Source organism: Pseudomonas sp. G5(2012) (assembly GCF_000408945.1).
Lineage (GTDB): Bacteria > Pseudomonadota > Gammaproteobacteria > Pseudomonadales > Pseudomonadaceae > Aquipseudomonas > Aquipseudomonas umsongensis.
On the sequence record NZ_APIO01000169.1, the window covers coordinates 11499 to 31794 of the forward strand.

A 20296-nucleotide genomic window follows, 5' to 3' on the forward strand; every position below is an offset into this window, starting at 1 on the left:
CACCAATAACCAGTGGCTATAATAAAAAAAAAGCCATTTTTTCACGTCGTTATGCACACAAAACACCATTCGCCGCATTGCAGCGCCAAAAAACCACTTGTATGATGTCTATCAACTGAACCGCTCCAGACATCTAAACAAAAACCATCGATGCAGGCGAATCCCATGAATCCTCAAGTACACAAGTCCAACCTCTCGCAAGACCTCATGTCTTTTCCTTTGACCGACTCCGACGCGACCCTGATCAAGGCATTTGGCGCCTGGTAACTCGACAGCAATAACCGGCAGCCAGGCCGCCGCTATCACGCTCAAACCCGCATAAAAATAATCAGTGGGAGATTTGAATTGTGAACAATTCAAGCAACGCATCTGTCGTTCCAGAAAATGATTCGGTACTCGCGCGCGCCGTGAGCAAAGTGAAGAGACATGTGCTCCCGCTTTTCGTGATCATGTTCATCCTCAACTACATCGACCGGGTCAACATCGGTTTCGTGCGCACGCACATGGAACATGACCTCGGTATCGGCGCTGCCGCCTATGGCCTTGGCGCAGGCCTCTTCTTCATTGGCTACGCACTGTTCGAAGTGCCCTCCAACATACTGCTGCAAAAGGTCGGCGCCCGGATCTGGCTGACCCGCATCATGTTCACCTGGGGCATCGTCGCCACGCTGATGGCGTTCATTCAGAACGAAACCCACTTCTACATCCTGCGCTTTCTGTTGGGTGTCGCCGAAGCGGGCTTCTTCCCCGGCGTGATCTACTACTTCACTCGCTGGCTGCCAGGCGTCGAGCGCGGTAAAGCCATCGCCATTTTCCTCAGCGGCTCAGCCGTTGCTTCGCTGATTTCCGGTCCGCTGTCGGGTGCCCTGTTGCAAATCGAAGGCTTTGGCTTTCACGGCTGGCAATGGATGTTCGCCATAGAAGGCCTGGCCTCGGTGTTCCTGGGCTTCTTCGTCTGGTTCTGGCTTGATTCCAAACCCCACGACGCCAAGTGGATGACGCGCGAGGAGCAGGATGCGCTGGTCGGTGCCATCGATCAGGAGCAACGCGAACGTGAAGCCCTGACCAGCGTGAAACCGACCATTGGCAAACTCCTGAAAGATCGCCAGATCCTGCTGTTCTGCACCTTGTACTTCTGCATCCAGCTGACGATCTATGCCGCGACTTTCTGGCTGCCCAGCATCATCAAGAAGATGGGTGACCTGAGTGATGTACAGGTAGGGTTTTTCAACTCGATCCCATGGTTGATCTCGATCATCGCCATGTACTCCTTTGCGGCGCTGTCGAGCAAGTTCAAATTCCAGCAAGCCTGGGTCGCAACTGCCTTGTTGATTGCAGCTGCCGGCATGTTCCTGTCCACCACCGGCGGGCCGATCTTCGCCTTTGTCGCCATCTGCTTCGCTGCCATCGGCTTCAAGTCCGCGTCCTCATTGTTCTGGCCTATTCCCCAGGGCTACCTGGATGCCCGTATCGCCGCCGCGGTTATCGCGCTGATCAACTCGATCGGCAACCTGGGCGGTTTCGTGGCACCCACGACCTTCGGTTTCCTGGAACAGACGACCGGGTCGATCCAGGGCGGCCTCTATGGCTTGGCCGGCACCTCGGTGCTCGCCGCGATACTGGTGTTTTTCGCCAGGACCTCACCCAAGCCATCACCCGTGCTGACACCACCGAACGCCGCTCCAACGCATGCGACAGTCAAAGCGCACTGACTCCATTGTTCGTTGAACGACCATACTCGTAGGAACTTGCCATGAACGCTGAACATTCTGTCAACGCCACCCAGTCACCTGTCGTCACCCATTTTCAAGTCATACCCGTCGCGGGCCACGACAGCATGCTGCTGAACCTGAGCGGCGCCCACGGACCATTCTTCACCCGCAACATTGTCATTCTCAAGGACAGTTACGGTAATACTGGCGTGGGCGAAGTTCCGGGGGGCGAACGCATCCGTGAGACCCTCGAAGACGCTCGCGCCCTGGTGATCGGCCAGCCCATCGGCCAGTACCAACGCATCCTCAACCAGATGCGTAGCACCTTTGCATCCCGGGATGCGGCCGGTCGCGGCCTGCAAACCTTCGACCTGCGCATCACCATTCATGCGGTGACTGCGATGGAAGCCGCGCTGCTCGACCTGCTGGGTCAGTTCCTCGAGGTGCCGGTGGCTGCATTGCTCGGCGAAGGGCAGCAACGCGATGCGGTGAAGATGCTTGGCTACCTGTTCTACATCGGCGACCGCCATGTCACGGACCTGGCTTACCGTAACGAGGCCGACGCTGAAGACGACTGGTTCCGGATTCGTCATGAGAAAGCCATGACCGCCGAAGCCGTCGTGCGCCTGGCAGAAGCAGCCAGCGCAAAATATGGCTTCAACGATTTCAAGCTCAAGGGCGGTGTGTTGAGCGGCGATGAAGAAATCGAAGCGGTCACCGCGCTGGCTGAACGCTTTCCTGACGCACGGATCACCCTTGACCCGAATGGTGCATGGTCGCTTAAAGAAGCCATCCGTTTGTGCCGCGATCAGCATCACGTCCTCGCCTACGCCGAAGACCCGTGCGGTGCAGAAAACGGCTACTCGGGCCGCGAGGTCATGGCCGAATTCCGCCGTGCCACCGGACTGAAGACCGCCACCAACATGATCGCGACCGACTGGCGCGAAATGGGCCACGCCATTCAATTGCAATCGGTCGACATCCCGCTCGCCGACCCGCACTTCTGGACGATGCAAGGCTCAGTGCGTGTTGCCCAGATGTGCCACGAATGGGGCCTGACCTGGGGCTCGCATTCCAACAACCACTTCGATATCTCCCTGGCCATGTTCACCCAGGTAGCAGCCGCCGCACCGGGGGAAATCACCGCGATCGACACGCACTGGATCTGGCAGGACGGCCAGCGCCTGACCCGGGAGCCGCTGAAAATCGAAGGCGGCTACGTTTCAGTTCCGACCCGGCATGGCCTGGGCGTAGAGATCGACATGGACGCGGTGGCCAAGGCCCATGAATTGTACAAAGGCATGGGTCTTGGCGCGCGGGATGACAGCGTCGCGATGCAGTTCCTGATTCCGGGCTGGCGCTTCAACAACAAGCAACCTTGCCTGGTGCGCTGACTGACAGGTCCACAGCCAGGTGCCCTAACCCTAAGTTGCACCCTGGCGCCGCTTGCGGAACTCGGCGACCTTATGCCGGTTTCCGCACAGCGCCATGCTGCCAACACCCTGTTTCACGTACTGCCCGTTGACCGCGCGCTTGAGGTCGTCCTCAGACGGATTCGGGGCAGGCCAAAGCCTGGTGAAGTCTCGTATTCGAGGGTTTTGTAGGAGCGAGCATGCTCGCGATGGTCGTCAACGATAACGCTGCAAACCTGGCACCCCGCGGCGCTTTCAGGTTCTTCGCGAGCATGCTCGCTCCTACAGTAGTGGCGGTTTGCATTTGGCCGTTATTCAGATGCCTGAGCCAACGCGCCATCGAACGCTGGCGTCAACCCCGACGACGCCAGCTTTTGCACAAAGGCTCCCATCCGCTGCTGCTTGTAGGCCTCCACGTCCAGTTCACGGTAATCGTAGAAACCCTGGCCGTCGCGCAGGCCGTTGCGGCCGTTGTGCATGTTGTCGGCAATCACCTGTGGCGATTCGAAGCGCGGCGCCAGCGCGCCACTGAGGTAACGCGAGGCGTAGTAGAGAATGTCGCCGCCACCCCAGTCGATGAACTCGAGCAGTCCCAGTACCGAGAAGCGCAAGCCGAAGCCAATGCGAACGGCTGTGTCGATATCCTCTGCGCTGGCCACGCCCTCTTCCACCATCCGTGCGGCTTCGTTCATCGCCAGTGCCTGGATGCGCGGCACGATATAGCCCGCCACCGGATTGCACACCACCGGCACCTTGCCGATGCGCTTGAGCAGTTGCAGCAGCCCCTCGACCACCTGTGGGCAGGTCGCGGCGCTGCGGCTGACTTCCACCAGCGGCATCAGGTGCGCGGGATTGAGCCAGTGCGCGTTGACGAAGCGCGCCGGCGTGCTGACCATTTCACTCAACTCGGTAACTAGGAAAGTCGAGGTGGTCGACGCGATGATCGCCGACGCCGGGACATGCTCGCTGACCCAGGCGAACGTCTGTTGCTTGGCCTCGATGACTTCCGGCACGGCTTCGAACACCAGCTCGCATCGGCGCAACGCCTCGCAGGCCCGGTCCCGGGTTTGCAGGGTCAAGCGCGATAGCGCGATGTCCGCCTGTTCCGGCTGGAGCACTCCGAGGCGAACCAGCATGAGCAGTTCGCCGCGGATGTTATTGCGCACGCGCTCGAAGTAGTCGTCGCGCTCATCCTCGGCGCGCTCCTTGATGTCAATGAGGGTAACCGGCAAGCCCGCATGGATGAAGGCCAGGGCAATGCCCTCGCCCATCCGGCCGGCGCCGACCACGCTGACCTGAGGCAATTCAATGCTCATGATTGAAAGCCCTTGGTCAGCAGTTCGGTCATCCGTTCGCGGTCGAGCCCGGCCAGACCGAGGTTTTCCAGGGTGCGGCCTTCGGCGTAGAGATCACGTTCGGCAACGACCGAAGCGATGCTCAGCAGGCCCTGGGCAACCGGGGTCGGCACACCGGCCCAACGGCCAACGGACACCAGGAAGGACAGGCCCAGGCGGGTGTCTTCGAGCATGTAGCGATGGGTCTGCAGGTCGATGTCTTCGCGCCAGTCACCGCTGTCGGTCAGCTTGCCATGGGCACCGCGACCGTACATCCACGCCTCGCCTTCGCTGGTGTTGTAATGGTCGGCCAGGGGAAAGTGCGGTGCGCCGTAGGTCAGTGCTTCACGCACGGCCATGCGCTCGGCGTCCAGTTGGTTGGTCACGCGACGAATCGACGGCTGGGTGCCTTCGTTGTGAATGTCCCAGGCTTCGAAATGCTCCAGGGGACCTGCGTTCATCATGATCAGCGGTGGGTGGATGATGGGACCTGCGTTCATCAACGCACCGCTCAAGGCGTCTTCGATCGGTTCAACGCTCGGGTAGGCCTCGCGCAATACCGTGAAGGCGTGCTCGGACAGGTTGCTGGGGAACACGCCAGTCGGCAGGCGGGTCGCGTAGCAACTGATCACCAGCTCGCTGGCGCCATGCTTGCGTACGAGGTACGGCAGCGTACCGGTTTCAGCGAAGGCGACTTTGGCCAGGTTACCGGCATCAGCCATGGCCTTGGCAAACACGTAGCTGCCGAAAGTGCCCGGTGGCAGGAACACCACCTGGCCATCGCGCAGATGCGGCGCCACGTGCCTGGCCAGGTCTTCGTGGGAGGTCGACGGCAGCGGGATGATCACCAGTTGCGCGTCGCCCAGGGCTTCGGCCAGGTCGTCGGTGAACGACAGTTTGTCGCCCGGTTTGCCGACGGACAGCTGACGGGTACCCCGATAGTCCCTGATGGTCAGGCTGCCGATGGCCAGCAACTCTTTGAGCGCTGCCGAATCGCGCCGCCACAGGCGGACCTGATGCCCCTTTTCAGCCATCTCGACAGCTGCGGCGTAGCAGCCATGTCCCCCACCCAGCACGGTAATATTCATCGAGTTGCTCCTCTTGTAAGAGACTCGATGCTATCGGGCTGCACCGCCACGGACTTTCCCGATTGCGCAGCCGACTGACGGATTACGCAGAAGTCTTAATGCTTGTGTCGGCGCAGGGTGTCCGACGGCAGGCAGCCATAGCGTTGCCGATAGGCACTGGAAAAATGCCCGAAGCTGTTGATGCCGTGGCGCAACAGGATATCGGTGACGCTTTCGCTGGTATTGCCCTGCTGCAGCGATTCGTGGATCACCGCCAGGCGACGCTCACGGATGTACTCGACCGGCGCCTGCTGCAGAAACTGTTTGAAGCCGTTTTGCAAGGTGCGAGCCGAGACGCCACAGAGCTCGCTCAGGGTCGCCAGGCTGATCGACTCGCCAAGGTGCGCCTCGATGTAGTCACGGGCCTTCTTCACGTGGTGCGGCAGCGGCGCGCGCGAATCGATCAACAGATCCGTCGAGTAGTTATGTGGCAGCTGGGTGAGCAGCAGTTGCATCAGGTAATCGGACAAGCCGCTGGCGAGCCGCGATCCGTCCACGCCGCTGCCGTACAGCCGGCAGATGTAGTCCAGGGTGTGATAAAGGCTGACCACGCCGGCGCCCAGCGGGTCGACGCTGACATCGAAGATCACCGACTGCCGCAAGCTGCGCCCGAGCAGGCGTTGCAGTTGCAGCTGCAGGGCATCACGGTCGACGCGCAGGATCAGGTTGCGGCACTCGCCATCGGTGACGATGCGGCTTTGCGCGAACGGCGAGGAAACGCTCAGGCAGCCCGACTGCATCGCCGCACTTCGCCGGCCGTGGGCCACTTCGCAATGCCCCTGCAAGGTGATGCGAAACAGGTACTGATCGGCAATGTCGCCGATGTTGATCTCCACCGGCGCGCCATAGCGCAGGTCGAGCAGCGCCGAAGTACCGAAGAATACGCCGTTGAGCCGGGTATGGATCGGCTCGTCACGCAGCACGTTGAAACTGTGCGGACACAGGTAATGACTGACCTTGTCCTTGATCTCGCGGTAATCGGCCGAGCTGAGCAGGCTATGCCGCTCCAGCAGGTGTACGTCATTCAACATCGGGATTCTCCTGGCCTGGAAGTGCTTCAGCCCCGCTGCATACAAACGCAGCGGGGCCGAGGCACCGATCATGAACTATGACCAATCAAGCGCGGCTCGGATACTCCCGCGCATAGCTTTCGCGGAAACGCCGGCAACCACGCCAGAGCAACAACACGGTCAACACCGACGCACCGGCGATCACCAACGACATCGACGAGCCCACCGCTGCCGGCGAACCGAAGTAGCGGTCGGTCAACAGCGCCACCAGCGTGGTGCCCAGGCCCAACCCCAGCAGGTTGCTGATCAGCAGGAACACCGCCGAGACCTGTGCGCGTACCTGGTTCGGCGCGAGGATCTGCATCGCCGCCGTGGATGCCGGCATCGGGAACGAGGCGAAGAACATGGCTGGCACCAGCAGGGTCACCGACAGCCACAGCTGATCGGCTTGCGGGAACAGCACGGCCGGTACAGCCATGCCCAGGGCACCGATGACACCCGTGCGCATCGCCGCGTCCTGATGACCCTTCTTGGCCAGGTAGTCGGTGAGCCATCCACCGAACAGCACGCCGGCGGTATTGGCCACCAACAGCACGGTGCCGAGCATGTAGCCGGCCTCCATCGGCGACAGGCCGAACTTGCGGATGTACAGCGCCGGGCTCCAACTCATCATGCAAAAAAGGGCCATGGCGTAGAACGAAAAGCCCAGGTAATGGCAGGTGAAGGTGGCACGGTGACGACCCAGGAAGCGCAAGCCATCGCTCATCGCGACCTTCTTGGCTCGACCCTGGGCATCGACCTGCAGGCCTTTGCGCGCCGGGTCGCGCACGGTCAGCCAGATCAGCAGACCCACCACGATACCGGGCAGGCCGACAATGAAGAACGCCAGTTGCCAGGCCTTCATCGCGCCGAGAAAGGCGACCTCGATGGTGTTCATGTCCTTGAGCAAGGCGATCACATAGCCGCCCACCAGGAAGGCCAGGCCGCCACCGACGAACGAGCCGATCGAGTAGATGCCCACGGCGCGGCCGAGTTTCTCCTTGGGGAACATGTCGCTGAACATCGAGTAGGCCGAGGGCGACAGGGCCGCTTCGCCAACGCCGACGCCAATGCGCGCGAGGAACATGTGCAGGAAGTTCTTGCTCAGGCCGCAGGCTGCGGTCGCCAGGCTCCAGAACACCACGCCGACGGCGATGATCCTCGGCCTGGAGAAGCGGTCAGCCAGATAGGCGATGGGCATGCCCATGAAGGCGTAGAACAACGAAAAGGCCAGCCCGTGCAGCAGGCTGAACTGGGTGTCGCTGATCTGCAGGTCGGCCTTGATCGGTTCGATCATCAGCGCCAGGATCTGCCGATCCACAAACGAAAAGATGTAGGCGATCATGCACAGCGCCACCACGTACCACTCGTAGACGTAGGTTTTCTTGCGCTGCAGGACCGGGTTATCGACCTGTATATTCACTAGTCTTTGCTCCTATTTGTATTGTTATGGAGTCAATGCGCTTACCAGAACTTCCACGTGTAGGTCGTGGCGACACGGAACTCGTTGTAGTCGTAGCCGTACTTCTGTTTCACATCGATGTTACGCAGGTCCAGTCCAAGGCCTTGCAGCGCCCCGCTCTGTACCACGTAATTGAGCCCCAGGTAGCGTTCGCTTTCCTGGTTGTCGCTCAAGTTGCCGCCGCGGTCCCAGTTCGTGCCCTTGATGTAGCGCGTGTAGAATTTCAGCCCCGGCACGCCCATCCCGGCAAAGTCATAGCTGTAGCGCGCGCCCCAGGACTTTTCATCGGGGCGGACAAAACCCAGGGACGACCAGTGCACCAGGTAAGGTTGCGGGATATAGCCGTTCATGGTCGGGAACACGCTGTCACCGAGCATGCGCTGGTAACTGAGGCCGAACATGTGCGCCCCCTTGAGCAAGCTGAACAGGGCACCGTAGGAGCGGTTGTCAATTTCACCGTTCAAGGCACTGCCGTCTTCATTGTTATTGAAGTAGCGCAAGTCGGTTTTAAGTTTGTAGCCATTGCCCAGGTCAGCCATGTGCATCAGGCCGAAATAGTGCTGCTGGTAGATATCGTGCAGGACGCCGTAGAAGTAACTGGCTTGCAACGTCTTGCTGATGTCGTAAGTGACGCCGCCAAAATCCAGGCCGTCACTGTCGAGATTATCGGTGGAGCCAAACTTGTAGAGCTTTTCGTGATTGGAAGACTCCCGTGTCACGGCAGACCAGAAGCGGCCACCGGTCACGGTCAATCCGTCAATTTCCTTGGACTCGACCACGGCACCTTGATAGATGGTATCCAGCTGTCGACTGGGGTCATCGAACGCCACCGGCAATTGCGGGCGCAGGTCACCCACCTTTAACTCGGTCTTGCTGTAGCGCATCTTGAAGGTCGCACCGGCGCGACTGTAGTCATTGGCCGTCTGTTGATCGCTCACACTGTACGGCAGCGAACCGTCGTTGCCCGAGGAATCCAGACGCACGGCGTATTGCGCATCCACATCCAGGCCAATGGCCAAGGCCGTGTCGGTGTAGCCGGAGGTAAATTGCGCATCGAAACCCTGAGACCAACTGTGCACTTCAGACACCGGTGCATGGGTGTTGGTGTAGTTTCGGTGCAAGTAGAAGTTACGCGTATCCACTTTGAAATGACTGTCATCGATCACATCGGCATGAGCTGCCAATGGCGAACAGATAACCCCGATCACACTGGCAATACCGAGCCCACGGCAAGATTGCTTCACCTGATATCTCCATTCTTATTGTTATGGGGTAAGCGCAAGGCGAGCTCAATGGAACAGTCCGCTACGACGACACGCTTCCTGTGTGCGCAAGGTAAGCGAGTAGACGCCGCGCCGGTATCAAGATGAACAGCATCCGAAGGGGGGAAATCTCCCGTGCGGCTAAAGGTTTCCCTTAGGCGAAGCAGGTAATTGGATAAATGCCGGATTCCGACACCCTCTGCCGGCAGCCGACAAACGCTCCGGTTTTATTTTCTTAATCTCCCCTGGCCCGACGTTCATCGCTTCACGTCGGCCCAATCAGTCCTGTCACTGCACATCCCGCTCCAGGCGCTAGCCAAGCGCACCAGGGTTGGGTTTAAGGAGAATAAGAATAATGAATCCAGGTTCTACATCAGCATTCGACCAGATACTCGAAACCGTCACCGTTGGGCAGCAGCGCGTCCCAGGCGTCGTGGCTGCCGTCACCGGGCGAGACGGTTTGCTCTACGAGGGTGCTTCAGGGCAACGAACGCTCGGTCAACCAGAGGCAATGACGACCGACAGTGTTTTCGCGATGTTTTCCACGACCAAGGCGATAACCGCCACGGCCGTGCTTCAGTTGGTCGAGGAAGGCCGACTGGATCTCGATGCGCCCGCCAGGGACTACCTGCCGATGATCGGCGAACTCAAGGTGCTCGAAGGGTTTGATAGCGACGGCACCCCACGGCTTCGCCCTGCGAAAAATCACATCACCACCCGAATGCTCCTGCTTCACACCGCAGGCCTGGGTTACGAATTCTTCAACGAACACTACAACAGGCTGGTCCAGGAGCAACGACAACCCAGCATCATCAGCGGATCGTTGGCTGCCCTGAAAACGCCCTTGCTGTTCGAGCCTGGTGAGCAGTGGGAATACGGTTCCAACATGGACTGGGCCGGCCTGGTGGTCGAGGCCATTACCGGCAAGCGCCTGGGTGAAGTCATGCAACAGCGTATTTTTGAGCCTCTGGGCATGACCGACACGGCCTTCACCATGACCCCGTCAATGCTCCAGCGACGGGCTGGCATGCACCAGCGTGAAGAGGATGGATCGCTGAGCCCGGTCGAAGGCTCCCTCCTCCCGCCGGAACCCGAAGTGCATATGGGAGGCCATGGCCTGTTTTCGACAGTCAAGGATTACTGCCTGTTCATCCGCGCCTGGCTGAACGATGGACAAGGCGATCACGGACGGATCCTGAAGCCGGAGACGATTCGTTTCGCCGAGCAAAACGGCCTCGACAACTTGAAGATAAAAGCCCTTCCCTGCGTGATTCCGAGTATTTCCCATACTGCGGAATTCTTCCCCGGCATGCCAAAGTCGTGGGCGTTGAGTTTCATGATCAACGAACAAGACGCTCCCACCGGTCGCCCTGCGGGCTCCTTGGCGTGGGCTGGATTGGCCAATCTCTTCTATTGGATCGATCGCAAGAATGGCATCGGTGGCTTTTGGGCCACCCAGATACTGCCATTCGTAGACCCTGTATCGACCCAGGGTTATCTGGATTTCGAAACGGCGGCCTACCGCAACCTGAGCCGCTGAGCCGGTTCCTGATTCACCCCTCTCTAAAACCTACAAAAACAAAAACAGGTGACTCATGGAGATCTCCACGCGTACCCCTGCGCGCGCTCGTTTCTCAGCTTGCGCATTGGATACTTCAATGATCGGTGCCGCATTGCTGCTGGCCACCCTGGCCGGCAACGCCCATGCCATCGATGTGGACGCCGGCGAATACGCCGCTGCGCTTCCAGCCGGCAGCAATATCGGCTTGCTCTACCTGCAGCATGCCGAGCGGCGGTCGCTCTACAGTGACGGTCACAAGGTTGCGATCAAAGCTGGACTCGACTCGGATATCGGCATACTGCGCGTCGCCAATTACCAGCAGCTGGGTGACTACACGATCAATACGCAGTTCCTGTTGCCCTTCGGTCGCCTGGAAGGAACACGCGACAACGACGCGTTGGGACAAACCAGTGGCACGGGTGATCTGATTCTGGCCTCGACCCTGTGGCTCGTGAACGATCCGGCGAAGAACCGTTACTGGGGCATTGCGCCCTACCTGTTCGTGCCGACCGGTAGCTATGACCGCAACGATGCACTCAACCTCGGTGAAAACCGTTGGAAGATGACGTTGCAGACCGGTTATGTGACCGGCCTCACTGACAGATTGTCCCTGGACCTCACCGCCGACGTCACGCTGTTCGGCAAGAATGACGACCTCACGAGTCAAGGCCTGACGTTGCGCCAGAAGCCGCTATGGCAAGCCCAGACCTACCTCAGGTACGCCGTGACACCCAAGCTGTCGGTGCACGTCGGCGCGTCTCAACTCTGGGGCGGCGAGACGCGCATCGATGGCCAGGACCAGAACGATGAACCCGGTACCAGCAAGTATCGTGTCGGAGGATCCTACTGGATGACCCCGACCTTCCAGGCCCTGCTCAATTACGGCCAGGACGTATCGGTCGACAATGGTTTCAAGGAAGAACAGCGGGTTAACCTACGGTTGCTGTGGGTGTTCTGACCCGCTGCGATTGGCTGGGTTGGTGGGCACCGAGAGTGGCTTTGACGTTACTCTCGGTGCCCTTTTTTTCATCAAGCCGCTAGCGCAACCGGCGCTGCAAGGTTTGTGACGGCAGTTCACTGAAACGCTTGCGATAGAGCCCCGCGAAATCACCCAGGTTCAGATAACCCCATCGAAAGGCAATGGCAGAAACTGTCGCGCCCGACGCTGGATCTGCCACTAATAAATCGCGGTGCACTCCCTGTAGCCGCTGCTCGCGCAGGAACGCACCGGGCGTCATACCGCGAAAGCGCGAGAAGGCCCCGCTCAATGCCCGCACGCTGGTCCCGACCGCACTGGCAACCTCTGCCATCGTCGGCAGGCTCGCTGCATTGGCACTCATGAATTCTTCGGCAGCCCTCACGTAGCGGGGCGCAATCCGGTTCTTTGGACTGTTGAAATCAAGTCCGGCTTGTGCGGCGCGGCCAGCCCACTCTCGCAACAGATGAACGCACAGCGCTTGCTGCAGATGAGCCCCCATACGTCCCTCAGTCATGTGTTCGCCAGCTTCGGCAACACACCGAACCGTGTACTCCAGCAGACTTAGCCAGCTCGAACCGACCCCACCGATGATGCACTTATGCCTCCAGAATCGATCGTCGGGCACGAACCCAAACCACTGCTGCGCCATCTGCTCCAAGACTGCATGTGGAAGGGTCAGATTCAGTTGCAGGTGATCCGGATCCAGGTCAACCCGGTATTCGACACGACTGCAATCGGCAATGAAGGACTCACCCACTGCCGTATCTTCAGTGTCTGAACGTTGTGTCCAATGCCGGGCATTGCCGCCAATGGTCGTGAGCAGCAAGGCATTCCCCGCCTCAGGCGAAAAATCATCGACGCTCACCGCCACGCCATAGCCAAAACGGGTCAGCGTCAACTCGCCAATCGTGGATGAATGCATGGTGGCGCGAGGCTTGATGGCTTGCCCTTTGGGGGTGACGCGATAGGGCATGTAAACGCGATCCGACCAGGCGCTGATTTCATCCCACTCGGTTGAAAAAACTTTGTGCTGCTGGCGTATCGGCTTGCCGCTGACATCTGTTAACAACGCATGGTCGAGAAGCATGAAGACACCTGTTTTTTATTTTTCTAGGGTCGGGTGAATGCTCTTGCTGGACTGGGATCATCCGGTGCCAGTGCCCCTGCGTAAAGAGCTTTTTGATGGTGACTGTGCCGTTCTGAAACAGTTGTACGGGTTCGATACAGCCCTGCCTTCGTCATACCTGTGCGCAATGCTCATTGGCAACGCATCACGCCCGGCGCCACGGCGTTTTTAGCAGGCTGGCACAGGCGTTGCTCCGGGGCTTGGGACAAAAATCACAACAACGAGGCCTCGCCCATGGAACACCTTCCACTGCATCCCAAGACCGTTGAATTCCTCTCCAGACGATCGCGCATGCTGATCGGCGCCGAATGGATGGACGCCGCCAGCGGCGCGACGATGGCCGTGCGCAATCCGGCCACCGGCAAGCTGCTGCTGGACGTGCCGTCCGCCAACCATGTCGATGTGGATCGCGCCGTGCAAGCCGCGCGACGCGCTTTCGATGACTCCGCCTGGAGCCACATGCGCCCACGCGAGCGGCAGAACCTGCTGTGGCGGCTGGCCGACCTGATCGAGCGCGACGCCCAAGTGATCGCCGAGCTGGAATGCCTGAACAACGGCAAGAGCGTGCAGATGGCACGCCTGGTGGACGTCCAACTGTCTATCGACTCCCTGCGCTACATGGCCGGCTGGGCCACCAAGCTCTCAGGCAGCACTGTGGATCCGTCCCTGCCGCTGATGCCGGACAGCCAATTCCACGCCTTCATCCGCCGCGAGGCGGTTGGGGTGGTTGGCGCCATCGTTGCCTGGAACTTTCCCTTCATGCTGGCTTGCTGGAAACTCGGCCCGGCCTTGGCCACCGGTTGCAGCCTGGTACTCAAGCCTGCCGACGAGACACCCTTGAGTGCCCTCAAGCTGGCCGAGCTTGTGCTGGAAGCCGGCTACCCCACCGGCGTGTTCAACGTGGTCACTGGCACCGGTCTTAACGCTGGCGCGGCACTGAGCAATCACCCGGGAGTAGACAAGCTGACCTTCACCGGGTCCACCGAAGTGGGCAAGCAGATCGGCAAGGCGGCCATGGACAACATGACCCGCGTGACCCTGGAGTTGGGCGGCAAATCGCCAACCATCGTCCTGGCGGACGCCGACCTGCAGGTGGCCGCGGCCGGTGCCGCCAGCGCTATCTTCTTCAACCAGGGCCAGGTGTGCTGCGCCGGTTCGCGCCTGTATGTGCACCGCAAGCATTTCGACCGGGTGGTGGGCGACATCGTCGATATCGCCAATGGCATGAAGCTCGGTAACGGCCTGGACCCGAGCGTGGCCATGGGTCCGCTGATCTCCGCCAAGCAACAGGATCGGGTGCACAACTACATCGAGATGGGCCGCGAACTGGGCGCCACCATCGCCTGCGGCGGCGAGAAGTTCGGCCCCGGCTACTTCGTCCAACCCACGGTGATCGTCGACGTCGACCAGCAGCATCGTCTGGTGCAGGAAGAAATCTTCGGCCCGGTGCTGGTGGCCATGCCCTTCGACGACATCGACCAGGCCGTGCACCTGGCCAACGACAACAGCTACGGTCTGGGGGCCAGCATCTGGTCCAATGACATGAGCGCGGTGCACCGCATGATCCCGCGCATCAAGTCCGGCTCGGTCTGGGTCAACTGCCACAGCGCCCTCGACCCGGTGCTGCCCTTCGGCGGCTACAAGCTGTCCGGCGTCGGCCGTGAACTGGGTGCGGCAGCGATCGACCACTACACCGAACTGAAGACGGTAATGATCAAGCTGTAATCATCGGCGCGAACACCGCCCGCTAGGACCTCGTGCGCAAGGCCGCCGCTCCTCTTGGAGCGCGGTCTTGCCCGTGGCGTTAATCTTCCTGCATCCCCTTGAGCTTGCGGTACAGCGTCGCGCGCCCGATCCCCAGGCTGCGCGCGGCAGCCGAGAGGTTACCGCCGCTCGCCTCCACCGCCGCCTTGATTGCGCGCTGTTTGGAGGCCAGCAGGGTATCCCCCGCCTGTGGCTGCGGCTGCGACTGCGGCCTGCCTGCCGCTGGCGAGGCCGGGGTATCATCAACCTCCATTACGTCGTCCGGCAGGTGCTGCAGGCCGATCTCGCCTTCATTCTCGGCCAGGGCGGCGGCCAGGCGCAGGGTCTGGTAAAGCTGGCGGACATTGCCAGGCCAGCGATAGGCCAACAGCGCCTGCAGCGCCGCCTTGTTCAGCCTGGGTGCTTGCTGTGCGGTGGTTTCGGCGCACAACAGGTGCTGGATCAGCTCCACTAGATCGTGCCGTTCGCGCAACGCCGGCAGCACCACGCGCAAGCCGTTGATGCGGTAGTAGAGATCCTCGCGGAATCCATGGTTGGCGCTGAGCTGCTTGAGGTCGCGGTGGGTGGCGCAGATCAGCGCGCAGTCCACCTTGATCACCTCGCTGCTGCCAAGGCGCGTCAGGCTCCGCTCCTGCAGCACGCGCAGCAGGCGACCCTGCAGCTCCTGGGGCATGTCGCCGATCTCGTCGAGGAACAGGGTGCCCTTGTGCGCCTGTTCGATCTTGCCGCTGGCGCCGCCCTTGCGGCTGCCGGTAAAGGCACCTTCGGCGTGGCCGAACAATTCCGACTCGATCAGGCTGGCCGGAATGGACGAGCAGTTGATCGCGACGAAGGCTTCGCCAGCGCGGCTGCTGCCTTCGTGCAACAAACGGGCGAAGACCTCCTTGCCAGTGCCTGTCTCGCCGTTGATCAACACCGGGATGTCGCGGGCGAAAGCCTTGCGTGCGCGGGCCAGTGCCTCCTGCAGGGCCGGATCCTGCAGACAGGGGCCGGCTTGCGGCGGTGGCAGCGGCTCGGCGGTTTTCGCACGCGAGAGTACCGGAGGCTGTCCCCGCATCGGTTTCTGCCCGGGGCCGAGCGTGATGCAAGCATGCAGTTCGCCGCGGTGGTGACTGCGCAGGCGCAACGGCGCGCTGAGGTCGTGGCGGCAGTAACAGGTGGCATGAACGAAGGGCATGTCGAACAGTTCGGCGAAGTCCAGGCCGGTCTGGATCTCGCCGAGCGTCAACAACTGTGCGGCGATGCGGTTGGCGCAGCGCAGTTTGCCGGCAGGATCGAAGGCCAGCAGGCCTTCCAGTGGCGTGCCGAGGATGTCCAGGCGATGGTGCAAGTGCACCAGCAGCACATCGCCGAGCTGGGCGAACATGCGGTTTTCGATGGCACGCGCGGCGAACACCAGGGAATCGAGGGTGTACACCGAGGGCACGCCATGTTTGCTGCTGGCGTCCAGTACCCCGACTATGCCGCCATCCAGGCCGAAGATCGGCGTGGCCAGGCAGGAGAACTGGCGAGCCTCCTCCAGGTAATGCTCCTCGCCGACAAAAAATACCGAGTCGCGCTCGGTGAGGACGCAACTTGGTGCGGTGGTGCCGACGTTTTGTTCGGAGATCTGCGCACCGACGCGGAACACCTGATTCAACTCGCGGTTGTCCGGGCTGAGTCGGCCCAGGCTGCTGAGCACCACGCCTTCCAGATCGAGGCAGGCCAGCACCCAGTCTTTCGGCGACAGGGCGGCGTGCAGCTGCTCCATCTCCGGAGCGGCGCAGGTCAGCAACAGGCGATTGCTTTCAGCGATCTGCTCGCGACTGGCAACCACCGGCGCGTCAAACAGCAGATTGTCGCGCTGGCACAGGCCGTAATTCTGCGAGCGCTGCCAGGATCTCTCGATCACTTGTGAGTCGACGAAACGCTTGCGCGAAGGGGGTGTCGCGGGGCTGCTGGATTTGGGCATGGCATGCGTCTCGCGGCCGAATGTCTCGAAGTGGGCCAGCTCGACCCCAAGCCACTGTCTCAAATTGAGCCAGCGATACAGCGGGACTCTTCCCGCACTGCCTTCGACACTTCTTATTATTACTCAAGCCATTGATTTAAAAGCTTTTTTATTAAGCCATAAAAAGCTGGCACAAGCTCTGCTCAATGACTTCACGTTAGTCCGGATAACCGCTCCGGCACTAAGTTGATCATAAACAAAAACAATAAAGGTAATGTCATGAAAATGAGCACAGAGCCGGCTCCTCGTAGCCCGGGCTGGCCACCACACAAGTTTCGCCTGGCCCATCTGTTGCACGCTTCGCTCTTCGGCCTGCTGGCCGGTTTCTCTTGCAGCACCCTGGCGGTGGACGTCGATGCCGGCGATTACACCGCACTTCCCGAAGGCACCAACCTGGGCCTGGTCTATTACCAGCATGCCGAACGCAATGCCCTCTACTCCGACGGCCACAAGGTACCGATCGATGCCGGCCTGGATTCCGACATCGGTATTTTGCGCGGCGTGCACTTCACCAAAATTGGCGATTACATCGTCGACCCGCAGTTCCTCCTGCCGTTCGGCAACTTGCGAGCCAAGGATGATCTGCAAGACCTGGGCAACGACAGCGGCACTGGCGACCTGATCCTTGCCGCCACCGTCTGGCTGCTGAATGAACCGAAAAATCGCCGCTACTTCGGCATCACCCCGTTCCTCTACGTACCCACTGGGAGCTACGACAAGGACCGCGCGATCAACCTCGGCGAGAACCGCTGGAAGCTCGCCCTGCAAGCGGGCTATATCACCGGCCTGACCGAAAAGCTGACCCTCGATCTGGTCGGCGACGTGACGCTCTTTGGCCACAACGACGACTTCGGTAGAGCCAGCGAAACCCAGAAGCAGGACCCTCTCTATCAGGGCCAGGCTTTTCTACGCTACAACTTCACCGAGCGTTTCGATGTGCGCGCGGGCGTTTCGAAGCTCTGGGGCGGTGAAAGCAACATCAGTGACATAGATATGGACGACAAGCCGGGCACCAGCAAATTCACGGTCGGCACGTCGTACTTCGTCACCCCGAGCACCCAGTTGATGGTCAATTACGGGCAGGACATCGCGGTGGACAACGGCTTCGAGGAGGACAGCCGCATCAACTTGCGCATCCTGCAGCTGTTCTAGCCACCGCCGCTCGCCAGGGTCTCATTCCAATTTCAATAACAGGAGTCCTGCGTCTATGAACACGCAGTCTGCATCCCGAATTCTCGCTGGCCTGGCCTTCGCCTTGCTGGCGCCGCTGGCCGTCGCCGCACAGGTCGACCAGGCCGCCATCATTGCCAGCAAGCAAGACGGTAGCCAATGGCTCAGCCATGGCCGCACCTACGACGAACAGCGCTTCAGCCCCCTGGACCAGATCACCGCGAAGAACGCCGACAAGCTGGGCCTGGCCTGGTCCCTCGACCTTGATAACCACCGTGGCCTGGAAGCCACGCCGCTCTTCGCCGACGGCGTGCTCTACACATCGCTGTCCTGGAGCCGCGCGATGGCGGTGGATGCGCGCACCGGCAAGACGCTCTGGACCTTCGATCCGCAGATCGCCCGCGAAAAAGCCCGCGACGCCTGCTGCGACGCGGTCAATCGCGGCGTCGCGCTGTGGAACGGCAAGGTCTTCATTGGCACCCTGGACGGGCGACTGATTGCCCTCGATGCAAAAACCGGCAAAGAGGTGTGGAGCCAGCAGACCACCGACAACAGCAAGCCCTACACCATTACCGGCGCGCCACGTGTGGTGAAGGGCAAGGTCATCATCGGCAACGGCGGCGCCGAATACGGCGTGCGCGGCTACTTCTCCGCCTATGATGCCGAGACCGGCAAGATGGCTTGGCGCTTCTACACGGTGCCCGGCGACCCGAACCAGCCCTACGAACACCCAGAGCTGGCCGAAGCGGCCAAGACCTGGAAGGGTGACGAGTACTGGAAGCTTGGGGGCGGCGGCACGGTATGGGACGGCATGGCCTATGACCCTGAGCTGGACCTGCTGTACGTCGGCACCGGCAATGGTTCGCCGTGGAACCGCGAGCTGCGTAGCCCCGGTGGCGGCGACAACCTCTACCTGTCCTCGATCCTCGCGCTCAACCCGGACACCGGTCGGCTGGCCTGGCACTATCAGGTGACCCCGGGCGACTCCTGGGACTTCACCGCCACCCAGCAGATTACCCTGGCGACCCTGGAGATCGGCGGCAAGCCGCGCAAGGTGCTGATGCAAGCGCCGAAAAACGGCTTCTTCTACGTCATCGACCGCCAGACCGGCGAGCTGCTCTCTGCCGAAAAATTCGGCAAGGTCACCTGGGCCGAGAAGATCGACCTGGCGACCGGCAAGCCGGTGGAGGCGCCCGGTGTGCGCTACGAGAAAGAGCCTATCGTCATGTGGCCGAGCCCCTTCGGCGCGCACGGCTGGCATTCGATGTCATTCAACCCGCAAACCGGCCTGGTTTATATTCCCTATCAGGAGATCCCGGGTGTCTATCGCAACGAAGGCAAGGACTTCATAAAGCGCAAGGGCTTCAACACCGGCGCGGGCTTCTCCGACGCCACCGAGATTCCCCGCGAGGCTGTTTCCGGTGCATTGCTGGCCTGGGACCCGGTCAAGCAAAAGGAATCCTGGCGCGTACCCTACGATCACTACTGGAACGGCGGCACCCTCAGCACCGCCGGCAACCTGGTGTTCCAGGGTACGGCCAACGGCAACTTCGTCGCTTATTCCGCAGACAAGGGAAAAAAACTCTGGTCGTTCGGCGCACAGACCGGCATCGTCGCCGCCCCCATCACCTACAGCCTGGACGGTGAGCAGTACATCGCCGTGATGGCCGGTTGGGGCGGTGTCGCCCCGCTGATCGGAGGCGATGCCGCCGTCGCGCCGGGAGCCGGTAACCTCAGCCGCCTGCTGGTGTTCAAGCTCGATGGCAAGGCCTCCCTTCCGCCACTGCCGGAAAAAGCCGTGGTGGCGGTGAACCGCACGCCAACACCGGTCGACGCTCCCGCCGCGGATATCGCCGCCGGCCAGCAGTTGTACGGCGCCTACTGCTCCGTCTGCCACGGGGTGGGCGCGCAAAGTGGTGGCTTGATCCCCGATCTGCGCAAGTCCGATGAATCGCGCCGCCACCTGTTCCAGCAGATTGTCCTGGACGGCGTACTGCGGCCGCTAGGCATGCCCTCCTTCAAGGACAGCCTCGAGCCCGCCGATGTCGAGAAGATCAAGCACTACGTCATGAGCCAGGAGTACGCCGCTTACCTCAAGGCACAGCAACCGGTTGCGGCCAAGGCCACGCCGTAGACGTAGCGTAAAAGTGGCGAGTCCGGATGACCGCGCTCGCCACCCTGCCGGGCAACTAACCAACCCAAAAACAATGAGGAACTCGATCATGTGGACCAAACCTGCCTACACCGACCTGCGCATTGGCTTCGAAGTCACGATGTACTTCGCCAACCGGTGACCCTGTAGTGACGGCATGAGTCTTGTGCTGTAACCGATGGCCCCTTCGCGAGCA

The 20296-nt window shown here is 60.8% G+C and carries 15 protein-coding genes; 8 read left to right on the forward strand and 7 right to left on the reverse strand.

The annotated features are described in order from the left end of the window. Positions 1 to 347: 347 nt before the first annotated feature. Positions 348 to 1712 (forward strand): MFS transporter, encoded by a 1365-nt coding sequence (locus PG5_RS31450; protein WP_020801114.1) that lies wholly within the window; start codon positions 348 to 350, stop codon positions 1710 to 1712. Positions 1713 to 1753: 41 nt separating this feature from the next. Further along, the gene (gudD, locus tag PG5_RS31455; protein ID WP_020801115.1) at positions 1754 to 3106 is read left to right on the forward strand and encodes a glucarate dehydratase; all 1353 of its coding nucleotides are present in this window, start codon (positions 1754 to 1756) and stop codon (positions 3104 to 3106) included. A gap of 329 nt (positions 3107 to 3435) precedes the next feature. Here the strand turns inward: gudD and PG5_RS31460 are convergent, their stop codons facing one another. The 5 genes from PG5_RS31460 to PG5_RS31480 all read right to left on the reverse strand — a co-directional run bounded on the left by PG5_RS31460 (position 3436) and on the right by PG5_RS31480 (position 9340). Further along, positions 3436 to 4440, reverse strand: coding sequence for a 3-hydroxybutyryl-CoA dehydrogenase (locus PG5_RS31460; RefSeq protein ID WP_020801116.1), 1005 nt, complete (start codon positions 4438 to 4440; stop codon positions 3436 to 3438). Continuing rightward, positions 4437 to 5546: an NAD/NADP-dependent octopine/nopaline dehydrogenase family protein gene (locus PG5_RS31465; RefSeq protein ID WP_020801117.1), complete on the reverse strand. Its 1110-nt coding sequence runs from the start codon at positions 5544 to 5546 to the stop codon at positions 4437 to 4439. Before PG5_RS31465 ends, PG5_RS31460 begins: the two co-directional genes overlap by 4 nt. A gap of 95 nt (positions 5547 to 5641) precedes the next feature. After that, positions 5642 to 6616 (reverse strand): AraC family transcriptional regulator, encoded by a 975-nt coding sequence (locus PG5_RS31470; RefSeq protein WP_020801118.1) that lies wholly within the window; start codon positions 6614 to 6616, stop codon positions 5642 to 5644. Positions 6617 to 6701: 85 nt separating this feature from the next. Continuing rightward, positions 6702 to 8057 (reverse strand): MFS transporter, encoded by a 1356-nt coding sequence (locus PG5_RS31475; protein ID WP_020801119.1) that lies wholly within the window; start codon positions 8055 to 8057, stop codon positions 6702 to 6704. Between the two features lie 41 nt (positions 8058 to 8098). Then, a complete protein-coding gene (locus tag PG5_RS31480; protein ID WP_020801120.1) occupies positions 8099 to 9340 on the reverse strand; it encodes an OprD family outer membrane porin in 1242 nt (413 codons plus the stop codon). Between the two features lie 373 nt (positions 9341 to 9713). On the opposite strand from PG5_RS31480, the gene PG5_RS31485 reads away from it, so the two are divergent. Beyond that, a complete protein-coding gene (locus tag PG5_RS31485; protein WP_020801121.1) occupies positions 9714 to 10898 on the forward strand; it encodes a serine hydrolase in 1185 nt (394 codons plus the stop codon). 55 nt (positions 10899 to 10953) lie between these two features. Then, the gene (locus PG5_RS31490; RefSeq protein WP_033044824.1) at positions 10954 to 11877 is read left to right on the forward strand and encodes a transporter; all 924 of its coding nucleotides are present in this window, start codon (positions 10954 to 10956) and stop codon (positions 11875 to 11877) included. 79 nt (positions 11878 to 11956) lie between these two features. On the opposite strand, the gene PG5_RS31495 is transcribed toward PG5_RS31490, so the two are convergent. Continuing rightward, positions 11957 to 12985 carry an AraC family transcriptional regulator gene (locus PG5_RS31495; RefSeq protein ID WP_020801123.1) on the reverse strand — a complete coding sequence of 343 codons (1029 nt, stop codon included), beginning with the start codon at positions 12983 to 12985 and terminating at the stop codon, positions 11957 to 11959. Positions 12986 to 13258: 273 nt separating this feature from the next. On the opposite strand from PG5_RS31495, the gene PG5_RS31500 reads away from it, so the two are divergent. After that, positions 13259 to 14749 (forward strand): aldehyde dehydrogenase, encoded by a 1491-nt coding sequence (locus PG5_RS31500; protein WP_020801125.1) that lies wholly within the window; start codon positions 13259 to 13261, stop codon positions 14747 to 14749. Positions 14750 to 14828: 79 nt separating this feature from the next. Here PG5_RS31500 and PG5_RS31505 read toward each other — a convergent pair whose 3' ends face one another. After that, a complete protein-coding gene (locus PG5_RS31505; protein WP_020801126.1) occupies positions 14829 to 16739 on the reverse strand; it encodes a sigma-54-dependent Fis family transcriptional regulator in 1911 nt (636 codons plus the stop codon). Between the two features lie 258 nt (positions 16740 to 16997). Between PG5_RS31505 and PG5_RS31510 the strand changes: the two genes are divergently transcribed. From PG5_RS31510 to pqqA, 3 genes are all read left to right on the forward strand, one after another. Further along, a complete protein-coding gene (locus PG5_RS31510; protein ID WP_020801127.1) occupies positions 16998 to 17930 on the forward strand; it encodes a transporter in 933 nt (310 codons plus the stop codon). A 55-nt stretch (positions 17931 to 17985) separates the two neighbouring features. Next, the gene (locus tag PG5_RS31515) at positions 17986 to 20082 is read left to right on the forward strand and encodes a PQQ-dependent dehydrogenase, methanol/ethanol family (protein WP_020801128.1); all 2097 of its coding nucleotides are present in this window, start codon (positions 17986 to 17988) and stop codon (positions 20080 to 20082) included. 88 nt (positions 20083 to 20170) lie between these two features. After that, positions 20171 to 20242, forward strand: a complete 72-nt coding sequence (pqqA, locus tag PG5_RS34015; protein WP_003243383.1) for a pyrroloquinoline quinone precursor peptide PqqA — start codon at positions 20171 to 20173, stop codon at positions 20240 to 20242. Positions 20243 to 20296: the final 54 nt, after the last annotated feature.